The 18,366-nt window shown below is 63.7% G+C and carries 20 protein-coding genes and 2 pseudogenes; 15 read left to right on the plus strand and 7 right to left on the minus strand.

The features are described 5' to 3' along the window. The gene (locus tag BN1233_RS21900) at positions 1-720 is read right to left on the minus strand and encodes a (5-formylfuran-3-yl)methyl phosphate synthase (RefSeq protein ID WP_046865724.1); all 720 of its coding nucleotides are present in this window, start codon (positions 718-720) and stop codon (positions 1-3) included. Between the two features lie 9 nt (positions 721-729). Beyond that, on the minus strand, positions 730-1,233 hold the full coding sequence (locus BN1233_RS21905; protein ID WP_048708548.1) for a DUF3280 domain-containing protein: 504 nt from the start codon (positions 1,231-1,233) through the stop codon (positions 730-732). A gap of 126 nt (positions 1,234-1,359) precedes the next feature. Here BN1233_RS21905 and BN1233_RS21910 point away from each other — a divergent pair, with 126 nt between their 5' ends. From BN1233_RS21910 to BN1233_RS21945, 7 genes are all read left to right on the plus strand, one after another. Next, a complete protein-coding gene (locus BN1233_RS21910; RefSeq protein ID WP_046865726.1) occupies positions 1,360-2,571 on the plus strand; it encodes an ABC transporter substrate-binding protein in 1,212 nt (403 codons plus the stop codon). Positions 2,572-2,633: 62 nt separating this feature from the next. Then, a complete protein-coding gene (locus tag BN1233_RS21915) occupies positions 2,634-3,581 on the plus strand; it encodes a YVTN family beta-propeller repeat protein (protein ID WP_046865851.1) in 948 nt (315 codons plus the stop codon). A 28-nt stretch (positions 3,582-3,609) separates the two neighbouring features. Then, positions 3,610-4,038 carry a cupredoxin domain-containing protein gene (locus BN1233_RS21920; protein ID WP_046865727.1) on the plus strand — a complete coding sequence of 143 codons (429 nt, stop codon included), beginning with the start codon at positions 3,610-3,612 and terminating at the stop codon, positions 4,036-4,038. Positions 4,039-4,300: 262 nt separating this feature from the next. Further along, a complete protein-coding gene (locus BN1233_RS21930; RefSeq protein WP_244470789.1) occupies positions 4,301-5,056 on the plus strand; it encodes an ABC transporter ATP-binding protein in 756 nt (251 codons plus the stop codon). Positions 5,057-5,153: 97 nt separating this feature from the next. Beyond that, positions 5,154-6,005 carry an ABC transporter permease gene (locus BN1233_RS21935; protein WP_046865729.1) on the plus strand — a complete coding sequence of 284 codons (852 nt, stop codon included), beginning with the start codon at positions 5,154-5,156 and terminating at the stop codon, positions 6,003-6,005. Then, positions 6,002-6,610: a hypothetical protein gene (locus tag BN1233_RS21940; protein ID WP_046865730.1), complete on the plus strand. Its 609-nt coding sequence runs from the start codon at positions 6,002-6,004 to the stop codon at positions 6,608-6,610. Before BN1233_RS21935 ends, BN1233_RS21940 begins: the two co-directional genes overlap by 4 nt. 307 nt (positions 6,611-6,917) lie before the next feature. Then, positions 6,918-8,201: a DUF3422 family protein gene (locus BN1233_RS21945; protein ID WP_046865731.1), complete on the plus strand. Its 1,284-nt coding sequence runs from the start codon at positions 6,918-6,920 to the stop codon at positions 8,199-8,201. A 29-nt stretch (positions 8,202-8,230) separates the two neighbouring features. Here the strand turns inward: BN1233_RS21945 and BN1233_RS21950 are convergent, their stop codons facing one another. From BN1233_RS21950 to BN1233_RS21960, 3 genes are all read right to left on the minus strand, one after another. Further along, the gene (locus BN1233_RS21950; protein WP_046865732.1) at positions 8,231-8,635 is read right to left on the minus strand and encodes a dihydrofolate reductase family protein; all 405 of its coding nucleotides are present in this window, start codon (positions 8,633-8,635) and stop codon (positions 8,231-8,233) included. 133 nt (positions 8,636-8,768) lie between these two features. Continuing rightward, complete coding sequence (locus tag BN1233_RS21955) at positions 8,769-9,236, minus strand: nucleoside deaminase (RefSeq protein ID WP_046865733.1); 468 nt, start codon at positions 9,234-9,236, stop codon at positions 8,769-8,771. 12 nt (positions 9,237-9,248) lie between these two features. Then, positions 9,249-9,881 carry an ankyrin repeat domain-containing protein gene (locus BN1233_RS21960; protein WP_425311736.1) on the minus strand — a complete coding sequence of 211 codons (633 nt, stop codon included), beginning with the start codon at positions 9,879-9,881 and terminating at the stop codon, positions 9,249-9,251. A 339-nt stretch (positions 9,882-10,220) separates the two neighbouring features. On the opposite strand from BN1233_RS21960, the gene BN1233_RS21965 reads away from it, so the two are divergent. The 3 genes from BN1233_RS21965 to BN1233_RS21975 are packed head-to-tail and all read left to right on the plus strand — an operon-like array spanning position 10,221 to position 12,302. Continuing rightward, positions 10,221-10,778: a methanogen output domain 1-containing protein gene (locus BN1233_RS21965; protein ID WP_046865735.1), complete on the plus strand. Its 558-nt coding sequence runs from the start codon at positions 10,221-10,223 to the stop codon at positions 10,776-10,778. After that, positions 10,762-11,814 carry a sensor histidine kinase gene (locus BN1233_RS21970; protein WP_046865736.1) on the plus strand — a complete coding sequence of 351 codons (1,053 nt, stop codon included), beginning with the start codon at positions 10,762-10,764 and terminating at the stop codon, positions 11,812-11,814. Before BN1233_RS21965 ends, BN1233_RS21970 begins: the two co-directional genes overlap by 17 nt. Next, positions 11,811-12,302 (plus strand): response regulator, encoded by a 492-nt coding sequence (locus BN1233_RS21975; protein ID WP_052763873.1) that lies wholly within the window; start codon positions 11,811-11,813, stop codon positions 12,300-12,302. The genes BN1233_RS21970 and BN1233_RS21975 overlap by 4 nt, the downstream gene beginning before the upstream one ends. Before the next feature lie 138 nt (positions 12,303-12,440). Here the strand turns inward: BN1233_RS21975 and BN1233_RS21980 are convergent, their stop codons facing one another. Next, positions 12,441-12,935: a YciE/YciF ferroxidase family protein gene (locus tag BN1233_RS21980; RefSeq protein WP_046865737.1), complete on the minus strand. Its 495-nt coding sequence runs from the start codon at positions 12,933-12,935 to the stop codon at positions 12,441-12,443. A 469-nt stretch (positions 12,936-13,404) separates the two neighbouring features. Here BN1233_RS21980 and BN1233_RS51155 point away from each other — a divergent pair. The 5 genes and pseudogenes from BN1233_RS51155 to BN1233_RS22005 form a co-directional block, all read left to right on the plus strand. Next, positions 13,405-13,575, plus strand: a pseudogene (locus BN1233_RS51155) (helix-turn-helix domain-containing protein); the annotation flags it as partial. Between the two features lie 29 nt (positions 13,576-13,604). Then, positions 13,605-14,276: a LysR family transcriptional regulator gene (locus BN1233_RS21985; RefSeq protein ID WP_244470788.1), complete on the plus strand. Its 672-nt coding sequence runs from the start codon at positions 13,605-13,607 to the stop codon at positions 14,274-14,276. 121 nt (positions 14,277-14,397) lie between these two features. After that, a complete protein-coding gene (locus BN1233_RS21990; protein WP_046865738.1) occupies positions 14,398-15,033 on the plus strand; it encodes a cysteine hydrolase family protein in 636 nt (211 codons plus the stop codon). A 311-nt stretch (positions 15,034-15,344) separates the two neighbouring features. After that, a complete protein-coding gene (locus tag BN1233_RS22000) occupies positions 15,345-16,424 on the plus strand; it encodes an alpha/beta fold hydrolase (RefSeq protein WP_046865740.1) in 1,080 nt (359 codons plus the stop codon). Positions 16,425-16,597: 173 nt separating this feature from the next. Beyond that, positions 16,598-17,446, plus strand: a complete 849-nt coding sequence (locus tag BN1233_RS22005) for a transglycosylase SLT domain-containing protein (protein WP_082145578.1) — start codon at positions 16,598-16,600, stop codon at positions 17,444-17,446. Positions 17,447-17,512: 66 nt separating this feature from the next. Here BN1233_RS22005 and BN1233_RS22010 read toward each other — a convergent pair. Next, positions 17,513-18,328: pseudogene (locus BN1233_RS22010) on the minus strand (IS5 family transposase). Between the last annotated feature and the right edge of the window lie 38 nt (positions 18,329-18,366).

The raw sequence follows: 18,366 nt of genomic DNA on the forward strand, positions 1-18,366 counted from the left end.
TCACGCGCAGCTTGAAACGGGCAGGGTGGACGCAAGCTCGCTCAATGCCTCAGCAATGCGCCCCACTGCAAGCCTTGTGCGGCGGTCTCCCTCCTCGCACAGGCCGCCACGAAAGCCGAGATAGTCCGGTCTGAGAGCGGCAAGCGTCCGGATGTCGGAAATGCGCAGCGAGCCGGCAAGCCCCGTCATCAGGCCGTGTTCTTCGCAGCGGCGCAGAAAAGCATCGAGCTCGCTGATCGTCAGATGGTCCGGCAGGCGCTGCCCGTTCTTGACTCTCGTGTCGATCATGGCGCCCGAGAACCCGGCGCCCGCCAGCTCGGGAACGATGCTCGGCGGCGGATGATCCTCTGCGAAGAGCGCCGCGACGACAGGACAGGGGAGCGCGCGCAGAGTGTCGCTCACGCCAGCGGGAATGACTGCTTCCCGGCTCGGAAGTGCGACCTTCACGAGGCCGACGCCCGTCGAGGCCACGCGCCGTACCCGGATGCAAAGATCGGCCCAGGTCTCGGGCTCTCCTGCAACCGCACTCGTGACGGCGCGGCCACCGACCGCATCGACGATGGCCCGGATCGTCGACGTGGGGAGAGCACCGAGTGCTCCTGCCGCAGGATCCTTGGCATCGACGAGCTGCGTGCCGGCCGCAGCGGCGAGGTGAGCCTCGGCGGCGTCACGAACGCTGACGAGGAGCCTGACGGCCCGCGGAGAGGTATGCGGTCGCATCGAGCAGCGCTACGAACGAACCGGAAGGGGCTCGGCGAGGAGGCGATTCTTTACAACCCACCGAACGCCGCGCAGCCAGTCCTCATCGGTATTTCCGCGAATATCGACCTGACCGCCCCGGATCATCTTGCCGGTCCGGACATCCTTGATCGTGATGGCGAAGCTCAGGATCAGGTTCGACGTCTTCTGCACGATTCCGGAAACCTCCAGGTCCGCTCCGAGAGCCTTGGCGATGTCTTCGTCACAGCCATTGCACTTGTGCAGGGGACCCTTGGTGCGAATGGCTTCCGCCTGTGGCGCGATATCGACCAGCTGGAGCTGCGGCGACTTCGAGAGGAATTCGCGCAATGCGTCGCTTGCGAGGGCGAGCCGACGAGACTGATCCTCTCGGACGCGCCCCGATTCGGCGCTGGTGTCAATGAGTTCGAGATCGAAGACTGCGGTCTTGGCCGGCTCGGCCGCCGCCGCACTCGCTACCAGCAGGAAGGTCAGAACAGTCCAGATTTGCAACAAGGCAGGCCTCTCCAAAAGTCAAACGTCGCATATTCCGCAAGTCCTGCGCAACGCAGGTTGTCTTAGTTTTCTCTTAGCAGAATCTCGTTGTATTCGCGCAGGAAACACTGCAGCTTGTCTCACGACATGATGGTTGGTTCCACTCGTTTCCTCCTCCGAAATCACCTCGGGCTGATTGCTGCTGTGGCGATCAGCCTTCTTTTTTGGCAGTCGCTGGCGCAAGCTGCCGATCCGGTCGAGGTCCGTATCGGGCTCGTGGCCCGAGAGCCGAACCCGCCGGTTCTCTACGAGGTTGATCCCGTCCCCGAGGATGAGGGGCTGGCAGGCGGGCGTCAGGCCATTCAGGACAACAACACGACGGGCCGATTCACCGGGCACCGTTATTCCCTCAAGGAGGTTCTCGTCCCGGCCGATGGCGATCCCGCCGAGGCGGCCCGCGCCCTAGTAGCCGAAGGGATCGGCTTCATCGTAGCGAAGCTACCGGCCGACGACCTCCTCAAGGTTGCCGATGCCCTCAAGGGTTCCGATGCCGTTCTCTTCAACGCGACCGCACCCGACGACCGGCTCCGCGGGGCCGAGTGTCGGCAGAACGTCTTCCACCTGGCGCCGAGTCGCGCCATGCTCACCGACGCGCTGGCGCAGTTTCTGGCCTTCAAGCGCTGGCGCAAGATCTTCCTGATCGTCGGTCCGAACCCTGCCGACCGGCTCTACGCGGACGCCATGAAGAAGTCGGCCCGCAAGTTCGGGCTCCAGCTTGCCGCCGAGCAGGCATGGACGTTCGGGCCGCTCGCGCGCGCCAAGGCCGACAGCCCCACGACGGCCGAAGCCCTCGTGTTCACGCGGGGCGTGGATTACGACGTGGCCATCGTCGCCGACGAGGCCGCCGACTGGGGCGACTATGTGCCGTATCGGACCTGGGATCCCCGGATCGTCGCGGGCACGCAGGGGCTCATCTCCACGACCTGGCATCCGACGCTCGAGGTCTGGGGCGCCACCCAGGCGCAGACCCGCTTCCAGCGCCTCGCGCAACGGCTCATGCGCCCAGTCGATTATCAAGTCTGGATGGCAGTCCGATCGGTTGGTGAAGCCGTGACGAAATCGAAGAAGACCGACCCCGGCGAAGTGGGCGTCTTCCTGCGTGGCCCGGACTTCGCACTGCCCGGCTACAAGGGCGTCCCGCTCACCTTCCGCACGTGGGACCAGCAATTGCGGCAGCCGATCCTGATCGTGCAGCCGAAGGCCCTCGTCTCGGTCGCGCCGGAACAAGGATTCCTGCATCAGCGCACGCCTCTCGACACGCTCGGGACGGACGCGCCGGAATCCGAATGCAAACTCTAAAAAGATTTCGAGAGGATGATGTGAGCACGCTCGCACAGAAGCCATTGTTGTTTCTCGCCGGGATGGCGGCCCTGCTGGTCGGCACGTCGCAGCCGGCCGACGCCTATACGGTCTATGTCTCGAACGAGAAGGACAACACGGTCTCAGTGATCGATGCGGATACCATGGCAGTGACCGCGACGTGGAAAGTCGGACGGCGCCCCCGCGGGATCACGATCAGCAACGACGGCAAGTGGCTCTTCATCTGCGCGAGCGACGACAACCGCGTCGACGTCGTCGATGCTGCAACCGGCAAGGTGGTGCGCAGCCTGAAGTCCGGCCCGGATCCGGAGCTGTTCGTCCTGCATCCGGAGGGCAACCCGCTCTACATCGCCAACGAGGACGACAACATGGTCACCGTCGTCGATGTCGAGAAGAACCAGGTCATTGCGGAGGTGCCGGTCGGGGTAGAGCCGGAAGGAATGGGGATCAGCCCGGATGGCAAGATTCTGGTCAATACCTCCGAGACCACGAACATGGCCCACTTCATCGACACGGCAACGTTTCAGGCAGTCGACAACGTGCTGGTCGATGCGCGCCCGCGCTTTGCGGAGTTCTCGGCAGACGGAAAGGCGCTCTGGGTATCCGCCGAGGTGGGGGGCACGGTCAGCGTGATCGATCCGGCCGCCCGCAAGGTCGTGAAGAAGATCGAGTTCAAGATCCCGGGCGTGCCGGACGAGGCGATCCAGCCGGTAGGCGTGCGTCTCACGAAAGACGGCAAGCGCGCCTTCGTGGCGCTCGGCCCGGCGAACCGGGTCGCAGTGGTGAATGCACAAACCTACGAGATCGAGAAATACCTGCTCGTAGGGCAAAGGGTCTGGCAGCTGGCCTTCACGCCGGACCAGAAGCTGCTGTTCACCACCAATGGGACCTCGAACGACGTCTCCGTCATCGATGTCGCGAATCTCACTGTCACCAAAAGCATCCCCGTCGGACGATACCCGTGGGGCGTGGTTGTTTCGCCGAATTAAGAAATCATTGAAGAGGAGGACATTCACCATGCGTCTTGTCGGTCTCGCGATTGCGGCAGCCGTCCTGGGTTTCGCCGCTCCGGCGGCGGCCACGGATCTCGTCAGGGGAAGGACCGACCTGCCGGAACTCGTCCTCGGGAACGACGAGGGCAATGATTTCGCGGTGTCGCAGAAGGACATCGAGCTCGAATCGGGTAAGTCCTACCGGCTGTCCATCACGGCCAAAGGCGAAAAGGAATACAAATTCTTCGCGCCCGAGTTCTTCCGTAACACCTGGATCAACCAGATCGTGATCAACCATCTCGAGATCCACATGCAGGGCCCGCCGCACCACCTCGAGTTCGACGACACCGGAACCATCCATCTCGAGTTCGTCATGGTCCGGCCCGGCGAATACCCCTGGTACATCCAGGGTATGGAAAGCCGCGGCATGACCGGACGCTTCATCGTCAAGTGAGCCGGGCCCGAGAAGATCATGATTCGGACGGTATTGTTCTGTCTTCCGGCTGTCGTATTATTCGCTTCCCCGTCGCTGGCCGATAATCGGACGGAGTGCCGGGCGGGGATCGAGATGATCCGATCCGAGATCGCCAAGAAGCCCGACGAGGCAACCTGACGGAGCTGCGGACCGCCTTGCGGGTGGCCGAGCGCGAGGACAAAGAGGCCGAGTACGACGAATGCCTCGACGCGATCAAGGACACCCGGAAGGCGCTCGGCCGTTGAACGGCGCCATCGCAACGCCGGCACTCAGCGTTCGCGACGTAAGCCACCGCTTCGGGTCGCGTGATGCCCTGCAGCACGTGTCCCTCGAAGTTGCACAGGGGGCTTTCGTCGCGCTCCTCGGGCCAAACGGTGCCGGGAAAACGACTCTTTTCTCAATCGTGACGCGGCTCTATCACACCCGTCACGGCGAGGTCCGGATCTTCGGCCGCGACATGCAGCGCGAGCCCTCCCGGGCCCTTGCGGATCTGGGCGTCGTCTTCCAGAGCCGAACTCTCGACACCGATCTGACGATCCGCCAGAACCTCCATTATCACGCCGCGCTGCATGGCATGCCGCGGCGAGCGGCGGATCACCGTATCCAGGAACTTCTGGCGAGAGTCGGCCTCCTGGACCGGGTCGACGAGAAGGTTCGGACCCTGTCGGGCGGGCAGTCGCGCCGGGTCGAGATCGCCCGGTCCCTCATCCATGGGCCGCGGCTCCTGCTGCTGGACGAGCCGACGGTCGGCCTCGACCTCAAATCGCGCTCCGACATCGTCGCCATCGTGCGGGCGCTCGTGCGCGACGAGGGCCTTTCGGTGCTTTGGGCAACCCATATCTTCGACGAAGTCGAGTCGGACGATCCCGTGGTGGTGCTCCATCTGGGCCGCGTCATCGCGCGCGGCCCGGCGCGAGAGATCGCGTTACCCGAAGGGTCGCTGGAGGCCACGTTCCGAAAATTGACCGCAGCTCCCCTGATGGGAGAGACGGCGTGACGGGCCTCGATACCTTCGGGCAGCCGGGCTCGGTGTCGCACGCGACCGGTCCCGTGGCCTCCGGATGGGTCGGCGATCCGATTTCGGGAGAAAGGACATGACGAGCACGGCCGTTCCACTCGAGCGGCGACTGGGCCTGAAGGGCTACGCGATCTGTTTCGGAGGTATCGCACGTCGCGAGCTTCTGCGCTTCGTCAATCAAAAAGAGCGCTTCTTTTCCGCTCTGGTCCGCCCGCTGGTCTGGCTGTTCATCTTCGCGGCCGGGTTCCGGAACGTGCTCGGCGTGTCGATCATCCCGCCTTACGAGACCTATGTACTCTACGAGGTCTACGTAACACCGGGCCTCGCCGCGATGATCCAGCTCTTCAACGGCATGCAATCCTCGCTGTCCATGGTCTATGACCGCGAGGTCGGCTCTATGCGGGTGCTCCTCACGAGCCCTTATCCGCGATGGTCTCTTCTCCTTGCGAAGCTCGCGGCAGGCGTCCTCGTCTCCCTCGTGCAGGTCTATGTCTTTCTCCTGATCGCGCGTTTCTGGGAGGTGGACGTTCCGACCATTGGCTACCTTGCCGCGCTGCCTGCCTTCCTGATGGCCGGGCTCATGCTCGGGGCGATCGGTCTCTTCCTGTCGTCACTCGTGCGGCAGCTCGAGAATTTCGCGAGCGTCATGAATTTCGTGATCTTCCCGATGTTCTTCGCCTCCTCGGCGCTCTATCCGCTCTGGCGCATTCGCGAGTCGAGCGAGGCTCTCTATCTCGTCTGCCTCGCCAATCCGTTCACCCATGCCGTCGAGCTCATCCGACACGCGCTGTATGGCAAGTTCGAGCCGACTGCCTTTGCCGTTGTTTCTGCTGTCACGATCATTTTCTTCCTGCTGGCCGTGCTGGCCTATGATCCCGGGCGCGGGATCATGGCGCGCCGCGGCGGGCCTCCCGGAGAAGCTGCATGAACCGTTCAGTCTTTGCCTTCGCCATCCTCGCGCTTTTCTCGATCAGCGAAGCACGCGCGCAACCGAAGCCCGATCCCGACTGGCCCTGCGTGCAACGCAAGGTTCCGACTCTTGCAGCCGGTACGGTCTGGTCCGGGCCGAGTCTCGACGAGGCAGGCCCTTGGGGCTCGGACTTCGAAGCCGCAGCGCTGGCTCAGAAGCTCGCCTCCCGACGAACCCCCATGAGCGAAGTCGACCAGCTTGTGGAGGATTTCGCGAAATCAGCCGGCGACGAGAAGGAGAAACGCCTGACGCGGGTCTTCGCGGGCGTCCTCGAGCTCATCAACACCGAGCGGTCCCGTGTCATGGCCGGAATCGAGCGCTATGCTCGTGGCCAGCGCCAGCTGGCGGAGCGGATTCGCGACGAGGCGGATCAGATCAGTGCCGTGCATGATGCACCCGAAAAAGAGGTGCCCAAGGAACTCGCGGAGGTCGAGAACCGCTTCACATGGGACAAGCGCATCTTCGAGGAACGGACCCAGGCCCTCGAATATGTGTGCGAGACGCCGGTCCTCCTGGAGCAGCGCCTGTTCGAGATCGGCCGGGTGATTCAGTCGAAGCTTTGACGGGCAAGTTCGGAGTCCGCGTCGTCGTTCACGACGACCGCACGCCCAAGATCCATGCGCGCCGCGGGCGTGATGCACTGCCCGTCCCACCGCACTGCCGTCTTTGCGAGCCGGAGGCGAAGCAATCTACCCGTCGACGGATGTGCTCCTGAATCGCTTCATTCCGTTCGCAATGACGAAGTGGACTCGTGACAAGCTGGATGACTGCGACTCGCAGGGACGCAGTGGATCGCCACCTATACCCATCTTCCTCTCGCCAGGGGGGGTATGACGTTCTACACGTGGTCCGAACACCTGGAGAGAGGGCGTGAGCAGCGAGATTTTGGAACATTCACTTCGGCCCCGTGTCATGGCCGAATTGCATGCGAGGCCATTTTCGCCAGTCACGACACCGAAGCGCATTCTCCATTATGCGTTCGCGACCGATGCCAAGTCGGCGGCCAATGACCGTCAGGCACTTTCGGCATTCTGCATCGAGCGCGGGCTTAGCGGCCCGGAAGCGGACACGAAGCAGGCCCGAATCGTTCTGCCCGAGGCCGTGCTCCGCTGGGAGAGCCACACCGAGTTTACCACCTATACATGGGAGTTCGCGAGCGAAGACCCGCTCCCGCAACCATTCGAACCGGCTGCGGATCGCCTCTCCGGGGTCATGAGGCTTGTCCCGCAGCCGGGTCCGCTTCTCGTCGCGATCGACCTGCATCTGGTGCCGGAATCGTCGGCGCCGGCCGGAGCACAGGCCTGCTTCGGCGACAAGGTCGTCGCGCTCTCGGAAGTCGAGAACGGCGCTGCGATCGTAGCCACTGATTTCAAGGCGAATCGAAACGGATTCGTGCGCGTCCTCGTGATCGATCGCGGTCTCACGCCCGGGCCCGCCGGCGCCCTCATCCAGCGCCTGCTCGAAATCGAAACCTATCGAACGCTCGCACTGATGGGATTGCCGGAAGCCCAGGAGCTGGCGCCGGTCATTCGGCGCATCGAGATCGAGCTTCCGCAACTGCTCGACGAGATGCAGCGGAGCGAAGGGTTCGATGCCAATCACCGCTTGCTCGATCGCCTCACGGCGCTCGCGGCGCAACTCGAGGCGGGCGCCGCAAAAAGCCTCTATCGTTTTGGGGCGACACGCGCCTATGAGGAGCTCGTCGGCCTGAGGCTTCAGTCGATCGGCGAGCGCCCCATTCCGGGCTGGTCGACCTGGTCGGGCTTTCTCTCGCGACGCCTCAATCCGGCCATGAGGACTTGCGCTTCGACGGAGGAGCGGCAGGCCAATCTGTCGCGAAAGCTCGCCCGTGCCGCGCAGTTGCTGCGCACGCGCGTGAACATCGATCTCGAGCGCCAGAACCGCGATCTTCTGCAGGCCATGAACAAGCGTGCTCACCTGCAGCTTCGTTTGCAGCAGACCGTGGAGGGCCTCTCGGTTGCGGCGATCTCCTATTATCTTGCGAGCCTCGCTCACCTCGTTTTCGAGGGAGCGCACGCCGCGGGGTTCCACATCGACCCCAATGTCGCAACGGCAGTCGTCGTGCCGGTCGCGCTCGTGATCGTGGCGGCCACCGTTCGACGGATCCGGCGATCACACTCGCTCAGCGAATGACGAGCGATGGATCCGAGCAGGAAGCGGCATCATGCCGAATGCGCCAGGGTGATCCAGTTCGGGTCGAAATAGCGGTCCGCCTCGCCGTCATAGGGGAGGCGGGTGATGTCCCAATGACGGATGAGATGGGCATAGGCCGCCCATACGGGCGGGCCGCCCCCGATGAAGATGACGCGCCCGGGAAACCGGGCGATGACTTCCTCGGGCTGCATCCAGGACCGGATCTCGTGAATCGTGCGGTCGTGATAGACGAAGTCCGGGATCGATTCCTTCGTGCGTGGGCCGCTCAGGAGGACGTGGCCGCGCGTGACATCGAAGAAGCGCTGCACGTCCGCAACATATTCCGGATCCGTGTTGCCTTCCCAGGGCAATCTGCCGTTCAGGCCAAGCTGGCCATGCTGGCCGATTGCGAGCATCGCACGAACGTCTGCCATGGCCGCCACTCCCGCCTGTTGCTGTCACGCCCGAGCACGCGATCACGTGCAGTTCCCTAAAGAACTCACGCGCGCACCTGATTGTTTCGTGGTGGCGGAGGCGCAGCGACCCCAAGGGCCTCGCAAGGCTCTCTTACTTGGCCGAAGTCGCCCGCCACGCCTCGTAGAGATCCGCTTCTCCCTCGGGACGGACCGGGACATAGTCGATCTTCATCGACTGCTCCGAAAACGGCTTCGCGAGCTCCGCATAGATGGCGGCGGTCGACAGGCCATAGGGCTCGCCGTCCTGGTTGGAATAGGCGTAGGCCACCTCGCGCACTCCCGCTATGCGCATTGTTGCCAGACACATCGGGCAGGGATTTCCGCTCGCATAGACCGCACATCCATCGAGACGCAGCGTTCCGAGCGCCTGGCCTGCGGCGCGGATCGCCAGGAGTTCGGCGTGCGCCGTCGGATCGTTGGTCCTGTGCATCTCGTTGACACCACGGGCGATGACCTCGCCGTCCCGGACCACGACGGCGCCAAACGGCCGCCCGCCCTCACGGATATTATCACGCGCAAGCGCGATGGCTTCGCACAGAAAGCGTTCCGTCGATGACACTGCATCCTCCTTTCATCGGGCTCCGGCCGCCGCCAGAAGCCGTTCGATCTCTCGATAGCCGCGTCTGCGCGCGTGCTCGATCGGCGTTATACCGTCTTTGTCGGCCAGATCGACGTTGGCTCCGGCTTCGATCAGAAGACGCACGATCTCGACATGTCGCGGCCCGCCGTCGCTCAGGATGATTGCTTCGAGCAAGGCGGTCCATCCGAGCTTGTTGACGTGATCGACATCGATGCCGGCCGCGATCAGCATCTGCACGGTTTCCACATGTCCCCGCTCGGAGGCCGGAATGAGTGCCGTTCCGCCGAACCGGTTCGTGCTCTTCAGGTCGGCGCCATGGGCGAGCGTGAGCCGCAGGATGTCGAGATAACCTCTGGCACCAGCGAGGAGATACGGGCTGTCGTCGATCGAATCCTTAGCGTTCACGTCGGCGCCCGCTTCGATCAACACCCTGGCGGTCTCGATTCGGTTATTCTGAACCGCTGCCATGAGCGGTGTGCGCCGGCGGTCGTCGCGAACGTCGATTGCCGCGCCCTCGCGCAGTGCATGCTTCACCGCCTCGACGTCGCCCTTTTCCGCGGCAACCATGAGTTGCCGGTCCAGAGGCGAGGGAATCGCGGGTTGGGCTTCTGATGACAGGTTCATGATCATCGCTCCGAACAGGGCGGCAGAAGCCACCATCTGTCTCACCCATCCACCCATGACGAAAACCTGTAGCGCCCGCTATAGGAATAGGCAGGCCATGAGCGGTCAAGGTCAAGCCACGTCCCTTGTGCTCGGATGCGAAACGAGGCCGGGAAAGGATGAGTAAGTTCGGAGAGTGCGGCAGCTCTGATGCTGGGGGAATGCAGCCTCCCGACCCTGATGCCTATACCATCTGGCGTGATTGTCAGGCCAAATCGACCTCGCTATAGCTCGGGCCAACAAGAGGCGGACCGTCCAGCCGGGCAGGTTCGCGCCTTTCGGGGGTTGAAAAGGCTACTCATGCCCGCTCCGGCAGCTGACACGCGTGACAGCGAGGTGGCGCATCTGGATGTTCCCCTCGAACGGGATGTTTTCCTGCGGACGCTTCTGCGCGAGCTCGCCGGCACCCTTCAGGACGTGGTCGGCCTCGATGAAGCTTCGGGCTATATCAGCGTCGTAGGTGGCGCGATCGGCGAGCAGATCGATCACGATTATCGCCATGCCTTGGCCGTGGACCGGCTCACCCGCGAACAGGTCGCCGATGTTCTGGTCGACCTGAAGCGCCGGATTCGGGGCGATTTCTTCATCCTGGAGGAAACCGAAGACCGAATCGTCTTCGGGAACCGGGCCTGTCCGTTCGGGGATCGGGTTCGCGACCGCCCGTCCTTGTGCATGATGACCTCGAACGTCTTCGGCTATATCGCAGCCCAGAACCTTGGCTATGCGGGCGTCGAACTGGAGCGCACGATCGCTCAGGGACACCCGGATTGTCGCGTCGTTGTCCATCTCCGTCCGGCGCCCGATGCTGAACCGAACACCCGGGAGTATTTCCGGCGCGACGATGACGCTCAGCGCTGATGCGCTGGCGCTTCTGAATGCGCTTCCGGAGCCCGCGCTAGTCGTCACGGTGGTGGGAGAGGTGAACCATGCCAACCGGTCGGCTCTGTCGCTCTTCGACCGCGAGGTGCTGGGGAGCGATCTCACTGCACTCTGCGAGGACCCTTCCGGCTTCCGGTTGCTCCTGAGGCGTGCCTCGGGGTCCCGGCAGCCGCTCCCCGGCAGCCTGCACGCACGGCCGGAGACCGGCCTCGGCCCGTTTCGGGTCAATGCCAGCTTGATCATCCCCGCTGCCGATGGCGTGCCGGCAAGCCTTCTGGTGCGGCTGGCCCCTATCGAGGACCAGCGCTTCGTCGCGCTCACCAGTAAGGTGTGCGAGCTGAATGCCGAAGTGCGGCAGCGCCAGCACACCCAGGCCGTGCTCGAAGAGACCCTGCGAGAGCGCGATCTGCTCCTGCGCGAGCTTCACCACCGGGTGAAGAACAACATGCAGATGCTGGCAGGCATGCTTGCCGGTGCGGAGCGGGAAGCGAGCAACGAGGAGGCGCAGAGAGTGCTGGGCGATGCCTCCCGGCGGCTCGTGGCGGTCGGGGCCGTCCAGCAGATGCTCTACAGCTCCGACAGTCTGGCGGGAGTGAATGCCCATGCGTTCGTCCGGACCATTGCGTCGGCGATTCTGCAGGCCTCCGGACAGAGCGCCCGCCTGACCGTTCACGCCGATTCCGTGCAACTCGCGAACGACATGGCGGTACCGGTTTCGCTGATCCTCAACGAACTGATCGCCAATGCCTTGAAATACGGCCGACCTCCCGAGGGGGAGCCCGAGATCGAGGTGAGGCTGGAATTCGTGGCCGGCGATTACGTTCTGTCCGTCGAGGACAGGGGACAGGGATTCGAATTGGGGGAAGCCCGAAAGCGGGTCTCTGGCCTTGGCCTCGTGCGCGGGCTTGTCCGGCAGCTCGGTGGCGCTCTCTCGGTCGAGAAAACCCCCGGTGCCCGTGTCCTCGTACGCTTCAGGGATCGCTCTCGGGCCGGAGGCGAGGAGGCGACCTCATGATGAGCGTTCTTCCAGCCCATCCCGTTTATCGCCTCGCACCCTCGTTCGGGACCGGCGCCCGGATGGCCTTCGGCCCGGAAGGAAAGCTCGGTTCGGGAGGACGGGTCCGGAAAGCCCGGGTGTTGGTGGTCGAAGACGACTATTTCGTCTCGATGGACATGGAGACCATTCTGAACGAGGTCGGCTGCGACGTGATCGGCATCACGGCCACCGCGGAGGAGGCGATCGAGCTTGCCGCACGCGAACGGCCCGATCTCGTTCTGATGGATGTCAGGCTGGCCGGAAGACTGGACGGGATCGAAGCCGCAACGGACATCCACTCCCGTCTCGGGATCCGCAGCCTCTTCGTCACCGCGCATTCGGACCCCGACACCCGTCAGAGGGGAGAGCGGGCGAACCCGGTCGGTTGGGCTCTGAAGCCCTTCAGCTCACACGAACTCAAGGCCTCGGTGCGATCCGCACTCGAGGCTCTTCGTGTCGAGGAGTGACGCCAAGGATCGGAGCAGCGACGAGGCCCTTGGCCGATTTCCCGGCGCCCCACGCAGGACGGTATCGAGCAGGAATGGGGGTACGGCCCTGCGGGATGCTCTCGCCGAGTGACGGCGCCCCCGCAGGGCCTCGAGATATCAGGCTGCCTTCGTGTTGACGCGGGCTTCTGCGAGCTGCGTCAGGAGTTCGTCCGTCTTCTTCTCCTCCTGGAGGTTCTGGTCGAGGAGCTTCACGGCATCATTCATGCCGAGTTCCTGCGCCCAGGTCTTCAGGGTTCCGTAGCGGACGATTTCGTAATGCTCGACCGCCTGGGCTGCGGCGAGGATGCCGGCATCGAGCGCTTCGCTCTCACCGAAATCCTCCATCACGCTCTCGCCTTCCTCCAGGATTCCATTGATGGCTTCGCAGGTGACGCCTTGCGCGCGTTTCCCGAGCAGCTCGAACACCTGCTCGAGGCGCTCGATCTGGCCTTGCGTCTCCTCGCGATGCTTCTCGAAGGCCTGCTTGAGTTCCTGGGACTCTGCCGCCTTTGCCATTTTCGGCAGGTTTCTCAGGATCTTCCGCTCCGCGTAGTAGATGTCCTTGAGGGTGTGCAGGAAGAGATCGTCGAGTGTCTTCTGCTTGGCTGCCATGTCGAGAGCTCCTTGTTCGTGTAGCGGGACTCAACGAGGCTGACGAATGCAGGTTCCGCTCCGGGCGAGCGCCAGCCTGAATTCGAGAATGCGGGCGCGGACCGTCCTCGCGAGGTTCAGGCCCGGGTGCAATCCGCGGCCTGCACGGCTCTTGATTTGACCACTCTCGGAAGGTTTGCGGCAGCGCTGGGTCGCGACGCGACGGAGGCTCAACTCCAGAGTGGGGCGGCAATGATCAAAGCGATGAAAACAAGCGAGATCGACAGCGCGATCTCGCACCAGTGACGCTCAAGGATCCCGGGATCCATGACCGCTCTCCTCAGGAATACCAATCGGAGAACGTTCAGGAGTCCGGCCAAGTTACGGGAGCGCCCGCAGGCGACCTCAGGCTGGTAGCAACTCTGGCTCGGCCTCGGCTCGCGCCGGCTGATATTCCGTTCGCGCCGGAGTCCGGGGATTTCTGCACCGGATGGATTGGGACGATCTGAGGTTCTTTGCCGAGCTCGCGCGAACGGGGAGCCTGTCGGCCGCCGCAAGAGCGCTGCCGGTCGATCACTCGACCGTGGCGCGGCGCGTTGCATCTCTCGAAGAAGCGCTCGGCATCCGGCTGTTCGACCGCCTGCCTCGTGGATACGTGCTCACACCCGAAGGGAACCTCTTCGGGAGCAGGTGGAGCGCCTCGAAGAGGACGTGTTCGCGCTTCAGCGCATGGTCCGGGGGAGAGGGCCGGCACTCTCCGGCACCGTTCGGGTCAGCGCGCCGCCGGCCTTTGCGAGCCTCTTTCTGGCACCGCGTCTCGGGCTCCTGCGCGAACGGCATCCCGAGATCGAGCTGGAGCTCTCCGGTTCGAACATCTCGGTCAGCCTGACGCGGCGCGAGGCGGACCTCGCGCTTCGCCTTGCTCGGCCCGAAGGCTCGTCCCTGGTCACCCGCAAGGTGGCGACCAGCGCCTATGGCCTCTTTGTGAGCCGCGCTCACATAGCCGGGCGACATCCGGACACGATGGATCTTCTGGGCTTTGACGAGAGCCTCGAGGACGTGCCGCAACAGATGTGGTTGCGGGACCATGCGAGAGGGCGTCCGCTCGTCTTTCGAGCCAACGATCTCGTGAGTCTGCTCTCCGCCGTCCGGGCAGGGCTGGGCACCGCGGTTCTGCCCTTCTTCGCGACCGGTAACGATCCAGATCTCGTGTGTCTCGAGCGAGAGGGAGTGCCGGGACGAGACATCTGGCTCGTGGTTCACGAGGATGTCCGGCGCTCGCCGCGCGTGCGCGCCGTGATGGACGTTCTGATCGAGATCATGACGCAGGAACGGGGGCTGCTCACCGGTGACTTCGGGTAGATGCGGCTGCCCTGCGCATTTCTGCGCAGAAGCTTGGCTCAATCACTCGGAGCGAGCCGCCTTGTTCAATGCCATAGGAGATCGGGGCGGGCACGGGTCCGCCGTGGCATGGGAGGCCATGATGACCAGTAGACCAAGATCTCTTCTCGAGCTCGCAGGCGCTCCGCGCCATCCGGGCTCATTCGAAAGCTCCGTTCTCGTCCTGATCGACCTTCAGCGCGAGTATCTCGAGAGTGGCGGCCTGCCTCTCGTGGGAATCGAAGGCGCCGTTGCGGCGCTTGGCCGATTGCTGGCGCTCGCCCGCCGTCACGGGACGCCCGTCTTTCACGTGGCCCACCATGCCCGCCCGGGCGCGAAGCTCTTCGATCCGGGCAGCCCGACGTCACACATCATCCAGGGACTCGAGCCGGTCTCGGGCGAGGAGGTCGTCACCAAGTCCTTGCCCAATGCGTTCGCACGAACGGATCTGCAAGACCGGATCCAATCGACGGGCCGGCAGGAACTCCTGGTCGCGGGCTTCGCGACGCATATGTGCGTGAGTTCGACAGCGCGGGCCGCTCTCGACCTCGGATATAGAACGACCATCGTGGCATCCGCGACGGCAACGCGTGATCTGCCCGATCCGCTCGGAACGGGCGGCTCTGTTCCAGCTCACATCGTGCAGCAGGCAGCACTGGCCGCGTTGGCGGACCGGTTTGCGATCATCGTGCCGGATGTAGAAGCGCTCGGGCCCGCGAGGGCTGCGAGGCCGATATGACGGATGAAAATCTCCGTAAGCCGGAGGCTGTACGCCGGAAGGGATACGCGGAGGCCGATGTCCGCCTATACCGCATTGGCGCGCTTTGCGATGATCCGGTGTGGGTCGTGCAGGCACGCCCGGTGCGCCTGCGAGGAATAGGGAAGCCCAGGATAGATCTTCCGCTCGCTGCGGCAGCACGCGCATCGGAACCGACAGCGCTGCACCGAGCCGTCTGACGGCTTGCCCGGCGCAGAGCTCGGTGCGACTGTAGGTCGTTTGAAACGATTGCTGCAGGTTTTACTGCAGCCGCCGCAACAAAGGGAAACGCCATGAGGATCCTGAACCTGCTGCAGATTGTGTTGACGAGCGTAGTTCTGTCTCTGGTCGCGCTCGCGGCCTTAGCAGCCGAGTATCCAGCCCCGAAGGAAGGCGCCTGGACTGCCAGAGACTTCCGGTTCCACACCGGTGAGGTCGTGCCGGAACTTCGCCTGCATTACAGGACCGTCGGCGAGCCATCGGGAGAGCCGGTTCTGATCCTGCACGGCACTGCCGGCTCGGGAGCCAGCATGCTCACGCCGGCTTTCGCGGGCGAATTGTTCGGTCCGGGCCAGCCGCTCGATGCGAGCAAGTATTTCATCATCCTGCCCGATGCGATCGGCGCCGGAAAATCATCCAAGCCTTCCGACGGGCTGCGCACCAAATTCCCGCGCTACAACTACGACGACATGGTCATGGCCCAATACAAACTGGTGACTGAGGGTTTGGGCATCCGTCATTTGCGCCTCGTACTCGGCAATTCGATGGGCGGTATGCATACCTGGATCTGGGGAGCCACCTATCCGGATTTCATGGATGCACTGGTCCCGATGGCCGCGCAACCGACCGAAATGGCCGCTCGCAACTGGATGATGCGGCGTCTCCTGATCGAAGCAATTCGAAACGATCCTGACTACAACAACGGCGACTACACCAAGCAGCCAGGCTCGATGAAGCTCGCCAACGTGACCTTCGCCATCGGGACGAGCGGGGGAACGCTGGCCTACCAGAAGCTGGCGCCGTCGCGCGAGACGGCCGACAAGTTGGTCGACGAGCGTTTGGCTGCCCCCTTCCAGGCCGATGCGAACGACTTCATCTATCAATGGGAATCATCGCGTGACTACAATGCGGCACCGGGTCTGGAGCGCATCCAAGCCCCGCTGCTGGCCATCAATTCCGCAGATGACGAGCGCAACCCGCCCGAGACGGGAGTCATGGATCGCGAGCTGAAGAGGGTGAAGAACGGTCGCCTTTACCTCATCCCGGCGAGCGAGGACACGCGGGGCCATGGCACCACAGCCATGGCGAAATTCTGGAAGGATCAGCTTGTGGAATTTCTGCAGTCAGTGCCGCGGCGGGTGAACTCCAATTAGATCCCGTCGATCGCAAAGATGGGCGCGCGAGTACAAGCGATGAGCGTTGCGGCGGCATCACTCGATGCCGCCTCGACGGGCAATCTGCCATTCAAGCTTTGTTTCCTGCACGCGAGTTCATGTTTTGCGGCTCGCGTTTCCGTCTCATGCTTGGATGAGCCCGGAGTTCGCCGGTGAAGATTCCACCGTATAGCAGAGTGTCCTTCATTCGCGTGTGTGCGGCATGTGCCGGCGTTGTAATCACGCTCTCGCTCTCCTCTGCTGCCCGATCCGATGTCTCAGCCGTGACGACGGACGGCTTCCCGGAAGTCTTGCTGCCTCCCGAGATCGACGGCCTGATCGGTCTTCCGCAGACCTATGCGGGCAACCGGCGCCTCTATCTTGACCTCGTCGCGCGCGCTGCCGAGCGCGCGGGATTGCCGCCCGATCTCGTCGATGCGGTAGTCCATGTGGAAAGCGGCTATGCACCGGGAGCAGTTGGGGGCGTCGGTGAGGTTGGCTTGATGCAGGTCAGGCCCGAGACGGCTGCCATGCTGGGTCACGCCAGCGGTGCTGCGGCCCTGTTCGCACCGGAGACGAACATACGCTACGGTGTGATGTATCTGGCGCGCGCCTGGCAACTCGCCGGCGGCGATCTGTGCCGGGCCTTGATGAAATACCGGGCCGGATGGGGCGAGGAATGGATGTCGCCTCTCTCGATAGAGTATTGCCGGAGAGTGCGCCAGTACCTCGCCGCGATCGGATCTCCGCTCGCCGGTGGGGCACTTCCGTCGGCTGAACCCTCGGATAGTGCGTCGGCCATTGCCTCTGCTTCACTCGCAGCGAATGCGCCTGCATCGAGCGCTCGACAACCTCGGCCTGCAGGGCGTGCCGAAGCGATGTATGCACGCGAGCTCAAACTCGCGCAGGCGCAAGCCCGCTTGCGGAAGGGGGCACGCACCGCCAAAGACAGCACGCGGTTCTGGGCTGCGCACGAGGCGCGAATCCGCGAGATCACCAGGCGGCTGGAAACGCGCAGCTGATGGGCGTGAGCGATATCAGGGTGGCAGACGTTTTCGCAATTGTTCTTAGAGCCCGTTTGAGAATTGTTATGGGTGAGCGATGCGGCGCAGGAGCAGGCTTCCCATGCTGATGTAGATCATGGCCTCGGAGACATCGCAGCGCTCTTCGTAATCGCGCACGAGCCGGCGCCAGCGCATCATCCAGCTGCGCTCGACTACCCACCGGCGCGGCAGCACCTAAAAGCCTTTCTGATCCGAGAGCTTGCGCACGATCTCGATCACGAAGTCCCGGTAGGCGGCCTTGCTCATCAGCTTGCCGCGGTCATAGGCGCCATCGGCGAACAGATGTTTCAGCCACGGCCAGCGCTTGCGGATCGCCGTGATGATCGCTTCCGCGCCCGCCGCAACCTGCACGTCAGCGGTCGTGAGATTGACCATCAGGAGGCGCCCACCCGTATCCACGGCGATCTGCCGCTTGCGCCCCTTCACCTTCTTGGCGGCATCATAGCCACCCCCGCCCGGAGCGATTGGGGCCTTCACACTCTGACTGTCGATCACGCCGGCACTCGGGCTCGCCGCGCGCCCGGCCCGCTCGCGGTCGAGCATCAGCGCCACATCGTGCAGCGTCCGGAACAGAGGCCGGCGCACGAAGCGGCGGAACCACCAATACACGGTCTGCCACGGCCCGAAGTTCGTGGGCAGCATGCGCCAACCGCAGCCGGCCCGCGCTAGATAGCGGATCGCGTTCAGGATCTCGCGTAAATCCACGCCGGGCTTGCGCGCGCGCTTGGCAGGCCTGGGCAGAAGTGGTCGGATCCGCTCCCATTCGGCATCGGTGAGATCGGTCGGGTAGCGCCGCCGTTCAAACACTCTTTGGCGCTCACGGTGTTCCTGGATCCACATCCAGCTCATGTGGCGGTCAGCCCACCTAAACTGACCCC

It is taken from the genome of Microvirga massiliensis (genome assembly GCF_001006805.1).
Classification (GTDB): Bacteria; Pseudomonadota; Alphaproteobacteria; order Rhizobiales; family Beijerinckiaceae; genus Microvirga; species Microvirga massiliensis.

Bases quoted from the DNA above. Each gene is read 5' to 3' on its own strand.
- BN1233_RS21900 (WP_046865724.1), bottom strand. From the start codon at position 720: ATGCGACCGCATACCTCTCCGCGGGCCGTCAGGCTCCTCGTCAGCGTT.
- BN1233_RS21910 (WP_046865726.1), top strand. From the start codon at position 1,360: ATGATGGTTGGTTCCACTCGTTTCCTCCTCCGAAATCACCTCGGGCTG.
- BN1233_RS21950 (WP_046865732.1), bottom strand. From the start codon at position 8,635: ATGGCAGACGTTCGTGCGATGCTCGCAATCGGCCAGCATGGCCAGCTT.
- BN1233_RS21965 (WP_046865735.1), top strand. From the start codon at position 10,221: ATGCCCGCTCCGGCAGCTGACACGCGTGACAGCGAGGTGGCGCATCTG.
- BN1233_RS21920 (WP_046865727.1), top strand. From the start codon at position 3,610: ATGCGTCTTGTCGGTCTCGCGATTGCGGCAGCCGTCCTGGGTTTCGCC.
- BN1233_RS21990 (WP_046865738.1), top strand. From the start codon at position 14,398: ATGACCAGTAGACCAAGATCTCTTCTCGAGCTCGCAGGCGCTCCGCGC.
- BN1233_RS21940 (WP_046865730.1), top strand. From the start codon at position 6,002: ATGAACCGTTCAGTCTTTGCCTTCGCCATCCTCGCGCTTTTCTCGATC.
- BN1233_RS21915 (WP_046865851.1), top strand. From the start codon at position 2,634: ATGGCGGCCCTGCTGGTCGGCACGTCGCAGCCGGCCGACGCCTATACG.
- BN1233_RS21970 (WP_046865736.1), top strand. From the start codon at position 10,762: ATGACGCTCAGCGCTGATGCGCTGGCGCTTCTGAATGCGCTTCCGGAG.
- BN1233_RS21980 (WP_046865737.1), bottom strand. From the start codon at position 12,935: ATGGCAGCCAAGCAGAAGACACTCGACGATCTCTTCCTGCACACCCTC.
- BN1233_RS22000 (WP_046865740.1), top strand. From the start codon at position 15,345: ATGAGGATCCTGAACCTGCTGCAGATTGTGTTGACGAGCGTAGTTCTG.
- BN1233_RS21960 (WP_425311736.1), bottom strand. From the start codon at position 9,881: ATGAACCTGTCATCAGAAGCCCAACCCGCGATTCCCTCGCCTCTGGAC.
- BN1233_RS21935 (WP_046865729.1), top strand. From the start codon at position 5,154: ATGACGAGCACGGCCGTTCCACTCGAGCGGCGACTGGGCCTGAAGGGC.
- BN1233_RS21975 (WP_052763873.1), top strand. From the start codon at position 11,811: ATGATGAGCGTTCTTCCAGCCCATCCCGTTTATCGCCTCGCACCCTCG.